The sequence below is a fragment of the Luteimonas abyssi genome (assembly GCF_001482195.1).
GTDB classification, from domain to species: Bacteria; Pseudomonadota; Gammaproteobacteria; order Xanthomonadales; family Xanthomonadaceae; genus Luteimonas; species Luteimonas abyssi.
This window is the reverse complement of sequence record NZ_KQ759763.1, coordinates 1,238,400-1,251,380: the sequence shown is the minus strand read 5'-3', so window position 1 is coordinate 1,251,380 and position 12,981 is coordinate 1,238,400. Positions and strand designations below refer to the sequence as shown.

General features: G+C 69.2%; 11 protein-coding genes. 4 read left to right on the top strand and 7 right to left on the bottom strand.

Annotation, left to right across the window (positions count from 1 at the left end; translation table 11 throughout):
- Positions 1-129 precede the first annotated feature (129 nt).
- Positions 130-2,373, top strand: a complete 2,244-nt coding sequence (gene parC / locus RG19_RS05145) for a DNA topoisomerase IV subunit A (RefSeq protein ID WP_058834337.1) — start codon at positions 130-132, stop codon at positions 2,371-2,373.
- A gap of 30 nt (positions 2,374-2,403) precedes the next feature.
- On the top strand, positions 2,404-3,069 hold the full coding sequence (locus RG19_RS05140) for a thiopurine S-methyltransferase (protein ID WP_058834336.1): 666 nt from the start codon (positions 2,404-2,406) through the stop codon (positions 3,067-3,069).
- 100 nt (positions 3,070-3,169) lie between these two features.
- Here RG19_RS05140 and bfr read toward each other — a convergent pair whose 3' ends face one another.
- Entirely contained in the window at positions 3,170-3,667 is a 498-nt protein-coding gene (gene bfr / locus RG19_RS05135; RefSeq protein WP_058834335.1) for a bacterioferritin, read from the bottom strand.
- A gap of 169 nt (positions 3,668-3,836) precedes the next feature.
- Here bfr and RG19_RS05130 point away from each other — a divergent pair, with 169 nt between their 5' ends.
- Entirely contained in the window at positions 3,837-6,452 is a 2,616-nt protein-coding gene (locus tag RG19_RS05130) for a penicillin acylase family protein (protein WP_058834334.1), read from the top strand.
- Positions 6,453-6,512: 60 nt separating this feature from the next.
- Positions 6,513-6,806 carry an I78 family peptidase inhibitor gene (locus tag RG19_RS05125; protein WP_058836420.1) on the top strand — a complete coding sequence of 98 codons (294 nt, stop codon included), beginning with the start codon at positions 6,513-6,515 and terminating at the stop codon, positions 6,804-6,806.
- Between the two features lie 15 nt (positions 6,807-6,821).
- Here RG19_RS05125 and RG19_RS05120 read toward each other — a convergent pair whose 3' ends face one another.
- The 6 genes from RG19_RS05120 to RG19_RS05095 form a co-directional block, all read right to left on the bottom strand.
- Positions 6,822-7,421, bottom strand: coding sequence for a nitroreductase family protein (locus tag RG19_RS05120; RefSeq protein WP_058834333.1), 600 nt, complete (start codon positions 7,419-7,421; stop codon positions 6,822-6,824).
- Positions 7,422-7,540: 119 nt separating this feature from the next.
- Complete coding sequence (locus RG19_RS05115; protein WP_058834332.1) at positions 7,541-8,029, bottom strand: hypothetical protein; 489 nt, start codon at positions 8,027-8,029, stop codon at positions 7,541-7,543.
- A 7-nt stretch (positions 8,030-8,036) separates the two neighbouring features.
- Positions 8,037-9,242 (bottom strand): enoyl-ACP reductase FabV, encoded by a 1,206-nt coding sequence (fabV, locus tag RG19_RS05110; RefSeq protein WP_058836419.1) that lies wholly within the window; start codon positions 9,240-9,242, stop codon positions 8,037-8,039.
- Positions 9,243-9,331: 89 nt separating this feature from the next.
- Complete coding sequence (gene asnB / locus RG19_RS05105) at positions 9,332-11,062, bottom strand: asparagine synthase B (RefSeq protein ID WP_058834331.1); 1,731 nt, start codon at positions 11,060-11,062, stop codon at positions 9,332-9,334.
- 310 nt (positions 11,063-11,372) lie between these two features.
- A complete protein-coding gene (gene dapE / locus RG19_RS05100) occupies positions 11,373-12,515 on the bottom strand; it encodes a succinyl-diaminopimelate desuccinylase (protein WP_058834330.1) in 1,143 nt (380 codons plus the stop codon).
- Positions 12,516-12,621: 106 nt separating this feature from the next.
- The gene (locus RG19_RS05095; protein ID WP_058834329.1) at positions 12,622-12,978 is read right to left on the bottom strand and encodes an arsenate reductase; all 357 of its coding nucleotides are present in this window, start codon (positions 12,976-12,978) and stop codon (positions 12,622-12,624) included.
- Between the last annotated feature and the right edge of the window lie 3 nt (positions 12,979-12,981).

Genomic DNA, 12,981 nt, shown 5'->3' with positions numbered 1-12,981 from the left:
AGGATGCGCCCAGGTATGGCGAAATGTCCGCCCTCGGCGTCGGGCGCCGCGTCCGCCGCTGCCCGCCAGTGACGCGAACCGCCGGCCACCCCGGTAGAATCGTCGGATTCCCCCGCAGTACCGGATCCGATGAACGAACCCGTCCGCGCCGTCTTCCACGGCTTCGAGCAGATTCCGTTGCGCGAGTACGCCGAGCGCGCCTACCTCGACTATTCGATGTACGTGGTGCTCGACCGCGCCCTGCCCTTCGTCGGTGACGGTCTGAAGCCGGTGCAGCGCCGCATCATCTATGCCATGAGCGAGCTCGGCCTGGGGGCGACGGCCAAGCCGAAGAAGTCCGCGCGTACCGTCGGCGACGTGATCGGCAAGTACCACCCGCACGGCGACAGCGCCTGCTACGAGGCGATGGTGTTGATGGCCCAGCCGTTCTCGTACCGCTACCCGCTGATCGACGGCCAGGGCAACTTCGGCTCCAACGACGACCCCAAGTCGTTCGCGGCGATGCGCTACACGGAGTCCAAGCTGACCCCGCTGGCCGAGGTGCTGTTGGCCGAGCTGGGCCACGGCACCGTGGACTGGACGCCCAACTTCGACGGCACCCTCGACGAACCCTCGTGGCTGCCCGCGCGCCTGCCGCATCTGCTCCTCAACGGCACCACCGGCATCGCCGTGGGCATGGCCACCGACGTGCCGCCGCACAACCTCAACGAGGTGGTCAGCGCCTGCGTGCGTCTGCTCGACGACCCCGACGCCACCGTGCGCGACCTGTGCGAGCACGTGCGCGGCCCGGACTATCCGACCACGGCCGAGATCATCACCCCGGCCGCCGACCTGCTGACCCTGTACGAGACCGGCCACGGCGCGATCCGCGCCCGTGCCACCTGGACCCGCGAAGGCCAGGATGTCGTGGTCACCGCGCTGCCGCACCAGGTCTCGCCGAGCAAGGTGATCGAACAGATCGCCGCCCAGATGCGGGCCAAGAAGCTGCCGTGGCTGGAGGACATCCGCGACGAGTCCGACCACGCCAATCCCGTGCGCGTGGTGATGGTGCCGCGCTCCAACCGGGTCGACGCCGAGCAGTTGATGGGCCACCTGTTCGCGACCACCGATCTCGAGCGCAGCTTCCGGGCCAACTTCAACGTCATCGGCCTCGATGGCCGGCCGCAGGTAAAGGACCTCAAGACCCTGCTGACCGAGTGGCTGCAGTTCCGGGCAGGCACCGTGACCCGCCGGTTGCAGCACCGCCTGGACAAGGTCGAGCGGCGCATGCACCTGCTCGAAGGCCTGCTGATCGCCTTCCTCAACCTCGACGAGGTGATCCGCATCATCCGCTCCGAGGACGCGCCGAAGCCCGCGTTGATCGCCCGCTTCGACCTGTCCGAGGACCAGGCCGACTACATCCTCGAGACCCGCCTGCGGCAGTTGGCCCGGCTGGAGGAGATGAAGATCCGCGGCGAGCAGGACGAGCTGGCCGCGGAACGCGAGCGCATCGCCGCGATCCTCGGCTCGCAGGCCAAGCTGCGCAAGCTGGTCAAGGACGAGCTGCTGGCCGATGCGAAGAAGTTCGGCGACGAACGCCGCTCGCCGCTGGTGGCGCGCGGCGCGGCGCAGGCACTGGCCGAAACCGATCTCGTGCCCAGCGAACCGGTCACCGTCGTGCTCAGCGAGAAAGGCTGGGTGCGCGCGGCGAAGGGCCACGAGGTGGATCCCGCCGCCCTGTCCTACCGCGACGGCGATCGTCTGCTGGCCGCCGCGCGCGGTCGCAGCACGCAGGCGGTGGCGTTCCTGGACTCGAGCGGCCGCAGCTACTCGACGATCGCCCACAGCCTGCCCTCGGCACGCGGCAACGGCGAACCGTTGACCGGCCGCTTCTCACCGTCGGCAGGCGCGGCATTCCAGACCCTGGCCACCGGCGAGCCCGCCGCCAGGCTGGTGCTGGCCTCGTCCCTGGGCTACGGCTTCGTCACCCGGTTCGAGAATCTGGTCGGCCGCCAGAAGGCCGGCAAGGCGATGCTGAGCCTCGGCGAAGGCGCCACCGTCCTGCACCCGGCCCTGCTGCCGGGCGGCGAGGAAGACCGCATCGTCGCGGTGACCAGCGCCGGCCACCTGCTGGCGTTCCCGGTCGCGGAACTGCCCGAACTCGATCGCGGCAAGGGCAACAAGATCATCGAGATTCCCAAGGCCAAGCGCGGCACCGAACGCGTGGTGGCGGTGGCCGTGGTCGGCAGCGGGCAGACCCTGCAGGTGAAGTCCGGGGCACGCACGATGGGTCTTTCGTACCGGGATCTGGAGACCTATCTGGGGCCGAGGGCGTCGCGCGGGGGGTTGTTGCCGCGGGGATGGCAGAAGGTGGAAGCCCTGGATGTCGAATGATCGCCTGCGCCCTCGGAACGCGGTCCGCTGATGGACGCTGCGTTCTGGCACGAACGTTGGGCTGAAGGACGCATCGGTTTTCACCAGCCGCATCCCTCGCCTCTGCTCGAGACCTGCTGGCCCGCCCTGGGCATCGCGCCGGACAGCCGCGTGTTCGTACCGCTGGCCGGGAAATCGCTGGACATGGTGTGGCTGGCCGAGCGCGGCCATCGCGTGTTCGGCGTGGAACTCTCGGAGCTGGCGATCCGGCAGTTCTTCGACGAACGCGACCTGACCCCCGAGCAGCACACCACCCCGTGTGGGCGACTCTACCGGGCCGGGCCGTACGAACTGTTGTGCGGAGACGCGTTCTCGCTCGATGCCGGGCTGCTGGCCGATTGCGCCGGCGTCTACGATCGCGCCGCGCTCGTCGCGCTGCCGCCGGCGCTGCGCGCGACCTACGCCGATACCTGCCTGCATCGTCTGCCGGCAGGCTGCCGCGGACTGCTGATCACGCTGGAGTACCCGCAGGCACAGAAGGACGGCCCGCCGTTTTCCGTCGAGCCGCCCGAGGTGGCGCTGCTGCTGGCATCCGACTGGACCATGCATCTGCTGGAGCGGCACGACATCCTGGCGGAAGAGCCCGGTTTCTCCGCCCGAGGCGTCGATGCATTGACGACCGCCATCTGGCGGCTCGAGCGCCGCCCGGGCACGTGATGCCGGTAACGCGGAATCGCATGCCCGCGCACGCGCCCGGACTGGCGGAATCACACGCGGCGCGTGTCACCCGTCCAGCGCGACACGGCGATCAGGGCGATCAGGGCGTACCGGCGTGGCCGCCTGCCGCTTCGCCCATCTGGCTCTGCTGGTAGTTCTCCAACCCGATCATCCGGATCAGCCGCAACTGCTGCTCCAGCCAGTACGCGTGATCCTCCTCGGTGTCGCTCATCTGCAGCACCAACACCTCGCGGCTGACGAAATCCTGGTGCTGTTCGCACAGGGCCACGCCACGGGCGAGGTCCGCGCGCACCTTGTATTCGAGCTCGAGATCCTTTTCCAGCATCTCCTCCACGCTGCGCCCCGGCTCGAAACCGTGCGGACGCATGTCGGGATTGCCCTCGAGGAACAGGATCCGCCGCAGCAACGCATCGGCGTGCTGGGTTTCCTCCTCCATCTCGTGGTTGATCCGCGCATACAGCTTGTGCAGGCCCAGATCCTCGTAGCGGCGCGAATGCAGGAAGTACTGGTCGCGCGCCGCGAGTTCGCCGCGCAGCAGTTCCTTCAGGTATTCGATGACTTCGGGCTGGCCCTTCATGACGCGGTCTCGGATGGCGGGGCCTCCAGTATGCCGATCCCTCCACGCCGATGATCGGATGAGAATCCCTCCGACTCGCATTCGCGAACCTCGCATCGCCCTCACGCGGAGCCTGCGGCAGGCCGCACGCCCCCCTTACAATCGGGCCATCGCCCAGGGGAATAGCGACATGCGACCGTGGATCCGACGCGCGCGCTGGCTGGTGCCAGCGACGCTCCTGCTGCTCGTGCCGGTGGCCGCCCTCATCGTGCTGCTGCTCGTGCGCGGCAGTCTCGCGCGCCTGGAAGGCGACGCGCCGCTGCAAGGGCTGTCCGCGCCGGCCACCATCACCCGCGACGCGCAAGGGACGGTGACCATCGACGCCGCCAGCGAAACCGACGCCATGCGCGTGCTGGGCTATGTCCATGCGCAGGAACGCTATTTCGAAATGGACCTGATGAGGCGCGTCCCCGCCGGCGAGCTGGCTGCGCTGTTCGGCGACCGCGCGCTGGACACCGACCGGCGTCGCCGCGTCCATCGCATGCGCGCGCGCGTCGAATCCGACCTGGAGACCATCGTCGGCGAGCGGATGCCGCAGCTGCAGGCGTACGCAGACGGCGTCAATGCGGGGCTCGGCGACCTGCGGGTCCGTCCCTGGCCCTATCTGCTGCTGCGCCAATCGCCGACGCCGTGGACGCCGGTCGATTCCGCGCTCACCGGCTTCGCGATGTACTTCGATCTGCAGGATGCAGACAACGCACGTGAACTGGCGCGCTGGCGCCTGCGCGCGCATTTGCCCGCACCGCTGTACGCCCTGCTGACCCACGACGGCAGCACCTGGGATGCACCGCTGCTGGGTGGCAGCCTGGGCGACGCGGCCTTGCCGGCACCCGGGACGCTCGACCTGCGCACATTGCCGATGCCGGCCCCGGACGAGGATGGATCGGCAGCGGCAAAGAACGCGAGCGCCTTCCTGGATCCAGGCCCGGCAGCCCCGGATCGACGCAGGCGCGCTGCGGCCGACCTGCGGCCGGGCAGCAATAATTTCGCCGTATCCGGACGCCTGACCGCCGATGGCCGCGCCCTGCTCGCCGACGACATGCATCTCGGCCTGCGCGCACCCAACATCTGGTTCCGCGCGCGTTTGCGCTATCCCGATACCCGCGCGCCGGGCGGTCGGGTCGACGTCACCGGCTTCACCCTCCCCGGCCTGCCGGCTGTCGTGGTCGGCAGCAACGGCCAGGTGGCCTGGGCGTTCACCAACAGCTACGTCGACACCGCGGACTGGCGCCGCCTGTCGCCGTGCCCGGACGAAGCGGCAGGCGAGACCGCCCCGGATCCCGGCGAACCGGCCGCCGCCGGGCGCAACGGCTGCACACCGATCGTCTCCCACCAGGAGTCGATCGCCGTCGCCGGCGGCGATCCGCGAACCTTGCAGGTCGACGAAACCGAATGGGGGCCGATCCTGCATCGCGAGGACGACGGCAGCGCACTGGCGCTGCGCTGGGCCGCCCACCTCCCCGGCGCGCTCGATTTCGGCCTGGCCGACTTCATACGCGCGCGCACACTCGACGAGGTCCTGCGATTCGCGGACCACGCCGCGGTGCCCACCCAGAACCTGCTGGTGGCCGATCGGAGCGGACAGATCGCCTGGCGTCTGCTCGGACCGATTCCGCAGCGTGCTGCCGGCTGCGAGGACGTCCTCGACGAGGTCGATCGCGCCGACGCCGATGGCGGCTGCCCGCCCTGGCCGATTCGCACCGACACCTCGCCCCTACTGCGCTCGCCCACGGCCAGCCGGCTCTGGACCGCCAACAGCCGGGTGACGAGCGGCGCTGTCGCCCGACGACTGGGCGACGGCGGCGCGGCACTGGGCATCCGCTCGCACCAGATCCGCGACGCGCTGCGCGCCGCCGACCGGTTCGACGAGCACGCCCTGCTCGCCATCCAGCTCGACGACCGTGCGGTCCTGCTCACCCGCTGGTGGGCACTGCTGCGACGGGAAACGGGACATCCGCTTCCTGCGGACGCCCCGGTACAGGCCGATGTGTCCGCAACAGGAACACCGCCGGATGCGGCGCCCGCCCTTCATGCGCTCGCGGCGGCGGCGGAGGCATGGTCGGGACATGCCGACATCGACAGCGTCGCCTACCGACTGGTACGCGCATGGCGCCTGGCCGTACATCGCCGGATCGCCGACGGGCTGGCCGCACCCGCCCTGGCCGTGCTCGACGATGCGTTCGAACTGCCCGACCAGCCCCATCTCGAAGGCGTGGCCTGGCCGCTGTTGCAGGCGCGCCCGGCGCATCTGCTCCCGCGCGCGTTCGCGTGCGCCTCGCGCGACGATGCCGGCGCCGATTGCGACGATGCGCGCGACGGCTGGACCGCGTTGCTCGAAGCGGCCGCGCGCGAAGTCGTCGAGAGCGCGCAGGCCGATGGCCCGCTGGCCGAATGGACCTGGGGCGCGCGCAACACCACCGCGATCTGCCATCCGCTGGCGGGCGCGGTCCCGTGGCTGGGTCGGCGGCTCTTGTGCATGCCTGCCCAGGCCCTGCCGGGCGACGGCAACACGCCGCGCGTACAAGGTCCCGCGTTCGGCGCATCGCAGCGCATGGTGGTGGCGCCGGGCCACGAGGCCGACGGCATCGCGCACATGCCAGGCGGCCAGAGCGGCCACCCGCTGTCGCCGTTCTGGGGCGCCGGTCACGACGACTGGGCGGCCGGCAGGGCCACCCCGTTCCTCCCGGGCGCGGCCCGGTACACACTGTCGCTGCGCGACCCGGCACAGCTCGACGATGCCCCCTGAGCCTCGCACGACCAGGAGCGACAGATGCAACGGATGAACATGCAACGGACGACACCGATCATGCTCGCATCGGTACTGACCGCCGCGCTGGCTGCCTGCAGCAGCCTTCAACCGCCAGCGGGCGAACCGGATCGACGCGCCGCGCAATCAGGCGAATGCCGTGTCGAGCCCGTGCAGTGGGCGGTCGGCGAGGAGGCATCGCCGACGATCACCGGCCGGATCTGGCGCGAGAGCCATGCCGGCCTGTTACGCCCGATCGCGCCCGGTCAGGCGGTCCGGCACGACCATCGCGCGGACCGCATCAATGTCGACGTCGACGCCGACAACCGGATCACCCGCATCTGGTGTGGATGATGCCCGGCCCGCCGGTCAACCGAAAATGCGGAAGCGCTCGGCGTCGTCCATGAAGGTCTTGTCGCCGATGTCGCCGGCGTGGGCGCCGAACGGCATCTGCGCACGCAGCGTCCAGTGCGCCGGCAGATCCCACTCGGCCGCCGCGGCTTCGTCGGGCAGCGGATTGTAGTGCTGCAGGCTGGCGCCGATCTCGGCGTTGGCCAACGCGGTCCAGACCGCGAACTGCGCCATGCCGGTGGAGTGCTCGGACCACACGGGAAAATTGTCCGCGTACAGCGGGAACTGCTCCTGCAGACCCTTCACCACGTTCTGGTCTTCGTAGAACAGTACGGTTCCCGCGCCGGCGGCGAAGCTGTCGATCTTCTCCTCGGTCGACGCGAATGCGTCGGCCGGCACGATCTTGCGCAGCGCATCCTTGGTGATCTCCCAGAAACGCACGCTCTGCGCGCCCCACAGGATCACCACACGCGAACTCTGCGAATTGAAGGACGAGGGGGCCTGACGCACCGCTTCCCGGATCAGCGCGTTGGTGTCGTCGTTCGACAGCGGAATCTCGCGGCCCAGCGCGTACTGGGTGCGGCGGCGGCGGATGGCGTCGATGAATGTCTGGGACATGGCGTCGGGCTCGAAGGAAAGGATGCTGGCAGGTTAGCCCGGTTGAATTGCAAAAATAGAACGACATCCGAAATGAATTGTTCCGGATATGTATATTCGGAACGATGAGCCGCGATCAATCAGCCTGGCTCTCTGCTTCCGGACCGGGGGCATGGCGAGGGCGGGACCGGGTCGCCTGTCTCCAGCACGGAAAAAACGTCGATTCGCGCCAGTTGCCACCCGCGCGACCCGGCCACGAAACCATAACGGGCCATCTCCTCGCCGCTCCCGGTCGCCAGTGCCACCGACCACGACCCATCGGGCCGCCGCTGCGGTGGCGCGTACTGTGTCCCCGTCTCGGACAGCACCTGCGCGTCGGGGACCACGTGCCAACCGGCCGCCGCCACGGTTGCGAGATCGCAGGTCAGCGTGCGCGAGACCGGCGTCGCGTCGTGCCGGTCGAAGTGCTCGACCAGTTCGAACTCCGGCGACAGTCGCGCCAGCACGGCCGCCGGATCGCCTTGCATGGCGAGGATCAGCGCCGGCAGTGCCTGCGACGCCGGGACCGGCGAGGCGCACCCTGCCATCCCGACCATCGCCAGCCCTGCCGCGGCGGTCCGGCAGTACATGGCGGGATCAGGGCTCGACGACGTCGAAGGCCGCCACCGGATCCACCTCGGCGGTGTAATCGACATCGTCGCGCTCGAAGCCGAACAGTTTCAGGAACTCGTGCTTGTAGCTGGCGTAGTCGGTCAGTTCGAACAGGTTCTGCGTGCTCACCTGTGGCCAGATCGCCTTGCATTCAGCCTGCACGTCGTCGCGCAATTCCCAGTCGTCCAGCCGGTAGCGACGCTCGTCGTCGAGCGCGCCCGGCTGGCCGTCTGCACGGTACATGCGTTCGCGGAGCAGCCGGTCGAGTTGTTCGATGGTGCCTTCGTGGAGGCCCTGCGCCTTCATCACCTTGAACACGATGGCGATGTACAGCGGCAGCACCGGGATCGCCGCGCTGGCCTGGGTGACCACCGACTTCAGCACCGCCACATGAGCCCCGCCGCCCCTGGCGCCCAGCTTGGCGTCCAGCCGTCGCGCGGTGGCGTCGAGGTCGACCTTGGCGCGCCCCAGTGCGCCGTGCCAGTAGATCGGCCAGGTGATCTCGGTGCCGATGTAGCTGAAGGCCACCGTCTTCGCGCCCTCGGCGAGGACACCGGCGGTGTCGAGCGCATCGATCCACAGCTGCCAGTCCTGGCCACCCATCACCGCCACGGTGTCCTCGATCTCCTGCTCGGTCGCAGGCTCCACCGTGGCCTCGATCACCTGGTCCTTGTTGGTGTCGATCGCGCTGGAGGTGTACGGCGCGCCGATGGTCTTGAGCGCCGACCGCTTCACCTCGCCGGTTTCAGGCATCTTGCGCACCGGCGAGGCCAGCGAATAAACCACCAGATCGACCTGCCCGCCCATCTCGTCGCGGATCAGCTGGATGACCTTGTCTCGCGCCGCGTCGGAAAACGCGTCGCCGTTGATCGACTTGCTGTATAGGCGGGCCGCCTTGGCCTCGCGGTCGAACGCGGCAGCGTTGTACCAGCCCGCGGTACCCGCCTTCTTCTCGGTGCCGGGCTTCTCGAAGAACACGCCCAGGGTGTCGGCGCCGAAGCCGAACGCGGCGCTGATCCGCGCCGCCAGTCCGTAGCCGCTCGATGCGCCGATCACCAGCACCTTCTTGGGTCCGTCGCTGCGCACGCCCTGCGCCTTCGTCGCGGCGATCTGGTCGCGCACGTTGAGCGCGCACCCGGTGGGATGGGTGGTGGTGCAGATGAAACCGCGGACCTTGGGCTGGATGATCACTGTGCGCTCGTCGTCTGAAAAACCGGCGGCCAGTTTACTGCCCCGCGGCACGGGAGCGCCCGTACGCGGGTCGATGGTGACCGCCGCGCTCAGGCCGCCGCGGGTGCCGGCGGCGGCGCGGTGGCCGCATTGTGCACGCCGGCCACCGCGCGCCCGGATGGATCGGCCGCCTGCGCGAACGTCGCATCCCAGGCGATCGCCGCCGGCGACGAACACGCGATCGACTTGCCGCCGGGCACCGTGGCCGCAGCCGCCGCACCCGGGAAATGCTGGTCGAACAGGCTCCGATACCAGTAGGCTTCCTTGGTTTGCGGGGGGTTGTGCGGGAAGCGCCGCGCGGCTGCGGCAAGTTCGCGATCGCTGACCTGCGCCTCGGCAGATGCCTTCAAGCCGTCGATCCAGCCATAGCCGACGCCATCGCTGAACTGTTCCTTCTGTCGCCACAGGATCTCCTCCGGCAGATAGCCCTCGAACGCTTCGCGCAGCACTGCCTTCTCGATCCTGCGCCGGCCATCCCCGCCGCGACCGACCATCTTGTGCGCGGCATCCATGCGCATCGCCACGTCCAGGAACGCCCGATCCAGGAACGGCACCCGCGGCTCCACGCCCCAGGCCATCATCGACTTGTTCGCACGCAGGCAATCGTAGTGGTGCAGCGCGTCGAGCTTGCGGATCAGTTCTTCGTGGAACGCGCACGCATCGGGTGCCTTGTGGAAGTAGAGATACCCGCCGAAGATCTCGTCGCTGCCCTCGCCCGACAGCACCATCTTCACCCCCATCGCCTTGATCCGCCGGGCCAGCAGGAACATCGGCGTCGAGGCGCGGATGGTGGTGACGTCGTAGGTCTCGATGTGCCGGATCACCTCCGGCAACGCGTCGAGGCCTTCCTCGAAGCTGTACTCGAACCCGTGATGCACCGTGCCCAGGGCTTCGGCCGCGATGGCCGCGGCGGCGAGATCGGGCGAGCCCTTCAGGCCGATGGCGAAGGAATGCAGGCGCGGCCACCAGGCCTCGCTGCGATCGCCATCCTCGATGCGATGACGGGCATAACGCGCCGCGACCGCCGCGACCAGCGACGAATCCAGCCCTCCCGACAGCAACACGCCATAAGGCACGTCGGTCATCAGCTGCCGATGTACCGCAGCCTCGAACGCCTCGCGCAGCTCGCCTGGGGACACCGACACGCCCTCCACGGCGGTGTGTTCGCGCCAGGGACGTTCGTAGTAGCGGGTCAGCGTCCGGGTCGCGCTGTCGTACCAGTGACCGGGCGGGAACGGCGCGACGTCGGAGCAGCTGTCCACCAACGCCTTCATCTCCGACGCGACACGCAAGCGACCTTCGCGGTCGTGACCCCAGTACAGCGGGACCACGCCGATGGGGTCGCGTGCGATCAGCGCACGGCCGGACGCGCGATCCCACAGCGCGAACGCGAAGATGCCGTTGAGCCGTTCGAGAAAATCCGCGGGCGTCGCGTCCCGTTCGAGATGCTCCCTGTAGAGCGCATTGATCACTTCGCAATCCGATGCCGTCTGGAAGGCATACGCCGTATCCAGCCCGTCCTTCAGCGCCTGATGGTTGTAGATCTCGCCGTTGACCGCCAGCACCAGCGTGCCGTCCTCCGACAGCAGAGGCTGCGCACCGCCGGCCGGATCGACGATCGCGAGGCGCTCATGGACCAGGATCGCACCGGCGTCGACATGCACACCGCTCCAGTCCGGGCCACGGTGACGTTGGCGTTGCGAACATTCCAGCGCCTGCCGGCGCAGGGCGACCAGATCGTCGCCGGGTTGCAGATCGAAGATGCCGAAGATCGAACACATGGGTGGGTCCTTGCCTGTGATGGGAAGCGGTCGATCCCGGGCGGCTGGAATCCGTGGCGGCGTGCGGGCAACAAAAAACCCGCATCGAGCGATGCGGGTCCTGGCTGTCCGGGCGTTGTGCTGTCTCGCTACGCCTGTCCGCTTCCCCGCATCGGGCGCGCACGATTGTTCGCGCGCGCATTGTTGCGACGATTGCGGTTGTTCGCGGGACGGGCGGCGGAGTGCATGCGCCGAAGCTACTCCGCCCCGAGGCCGCAGCGCAACTGTTTCATGTGCAACCGGAGGTCGGCGATGCACACGATCGACCGGCTCAGGTGCCGGTATCCGGCAGCAGCCGCTCGATCATCGCCAGATACAGGTCCGGCAGCGCCTCGAGGTCGGCGACGCGCACGTGCTCGTCCACCTGGTGGATGCTGGCGTTGACCGGGCCGACTTCGATGCACTGGGCACCCAGCGGTGCGATGAAGCGCGCATCCGAGGTGCCGCCGCCGGTGCTCTCCTCGGGCGGCGCGCCCGCGAACGCAGCCAGAACCTCGCGGGCGGCGGCACGCAGCGGACCCTCCGGGGTGTAGAAGGGCTCGCCGCTGCGATGCCAGCGCAGGTCGTGATCGAGGCCGTGGCGCGCGAACAGCGCCGCGATGTCCGCCTCCAGCCGATCGGCGGTCCAATGCGGGTTGTAGCGCAGGTTGAACTGCACCTCGAGCGTACCGGGCACGACGTTGTTCGCGCCGGTACCGGCGTGGAAGTTGCTGATCTGCAGGCTGGTCGGCGGGAACGATTCGTAACCGTCGTCCCAGACCCGCGCCTGCAACTCGGCCAAGGCCGGCAGCGCCAGGTGGATCGGGTTGCGGGCCAGGTGCGGGTACGCGACGTGACCCTGGACGCCACGCACGGTGAGCGCAGCCGACAGCGACCCGCGGCGGCCGACCCGCAGCAGATCGCCGAGCACCGTCTTCGAGGACGGTTCGCCGGTGATGCACCAGTCGATGCGCTGACCGCGCTGCCGGAAATGATCGGCCACCCGACGCACACCGTCGATGGCATCGCCCTCCTCGTCGGAGGTCAGCAGCAAGGCCAGCGTGCCGACGTGATCCGGATGCGCGGCGGCGAAACGCTCGGCGGCGACCACGAACGCCGCCACCCCGCTCTTCATGTCCGCCGCGCCGCGACCGTACAGCACGCCGTCGCGGATTTCGGGTTCGAAGGGATCGCTTCGCCAGGCCTCGCGCGGGCCGGGCGGCACCACGTCGGTATGACCGAGCAATACCAGCACCGGACCGTCGCCCCGCCCGTGCGTGGCCCAGAGGTTGTCGACGGCACCGAAGCGCAACGGGTCGCAGGCGAAACCGGCACCGGCGAGCCGCCCGGCGATCAGCGCCTGGCAACCGGCGTCGTCGGGCGTGACCGACGCACGGGCGATCAGGTCGCGGGTGAGTTCGAGGACGTCGGACATGCGCTTCTGGCTCGGGCGGTGGGTGCGGAGGTGGCGGACAGGAGAGCGGACCGGGCGGCGGCGGCACGCGCTCGACGGCGACGTGCCGCCGCGGCGCACCGACGGCTCACTCGACGCCGAAGCGCTTCTTGAATCCGTTGTCGCTGAAGCCCTGCGTGATCACGCCGTCGTCGGTGACCACCACCGGGCGCCGGATCAGCTGCGGATGCTCGCGCAACAGCAGCTTCCATTCGGCATCGCTGGCGGCGGCCTTGCGATTGTCGGGCAACTGGCGCCACGTGGTGGACGACTTGTTGACCATCGCCTCGAAGCCGCCGAGCGCGTCGGCCCAGGCGACCAGCGTTTCGGGCGCCGGCTTCTCGTCGCGGTAGTCGACGAAGGTGTGCGCCACGCCGAAGCGATCCAGCCATTTGCGGGCTTTCTTGCAGGTGTCGCAGTTCTTCAGTCCATACAGGGTGGTCATGGC

Coding starts and splice junctions, on each gene's coding strand:
- parC (WP_058834337.1), top strand. CDS start 130: ATGAACGAACCCGTCCGCGCCGTCTTCCACGGCTTCGAGCAGATTCCG.
- RG19_RS05140 (WP_058834336.1), top strand. CDS start 2,404: ATGGACGCTGCGTTCTGGCACGAACGTTGGGCTGAAGGACGCATCGGT.
- bfr (WP_058834335.1), bottom strand. CDS start 3,667: ATGAAGGGCCAGCCCGAAGTCATCGAATACCTGAAGGAACTGCTGCGC.
- RG19_RS05130 (WP_058834334.1), top strand. CDS start 3,837: ATGCGACCGTGGATCCGACGCGCGCGCTGGCTGGTGCCAGCGACGCTC.
- RG19_RS05125 (WP_058836420.1), top strand. CDS start 6,513: ATGCTCGCATCGGTACTGACCGCCGCGCTGGCTGCCTGCAGCAGCCTT.
- RG19_RS05120 (WP_058834333.1), bottom strand. CDS start 7,421: ATGTCCCAGACATTCATCGACGCCATCCGCCGCCGCCGCACCCAGTAC.
- RG19_RS05115 (WP_058834332.1), bottom strand. CDS start 8,029: ATGTACTGCCGGACCGCCGCGGCAGGGCTGGCGATGGTCGGGATGGCA.
- asnB (WP_058834331.1), bottom strand. CDS start 11,062: ATGTGTTCGATCTTCGGCATCTTCGATCTGCAACCCGGCGACGATCTG.
- dapE (WP_058834330.1), bottom strand. CDS start 12,515: ATGTCCGACGTCCTCGAACTCACCCGCGACCTGATCGCCCGTGCGTCG.
- RG19_RS05095 (WP_058834329.1), bottom strand. CDS start 12,978: ATGACCACCCTGTATGGACTGAAGAACTGCGACACCTGCAAGAAAGCC.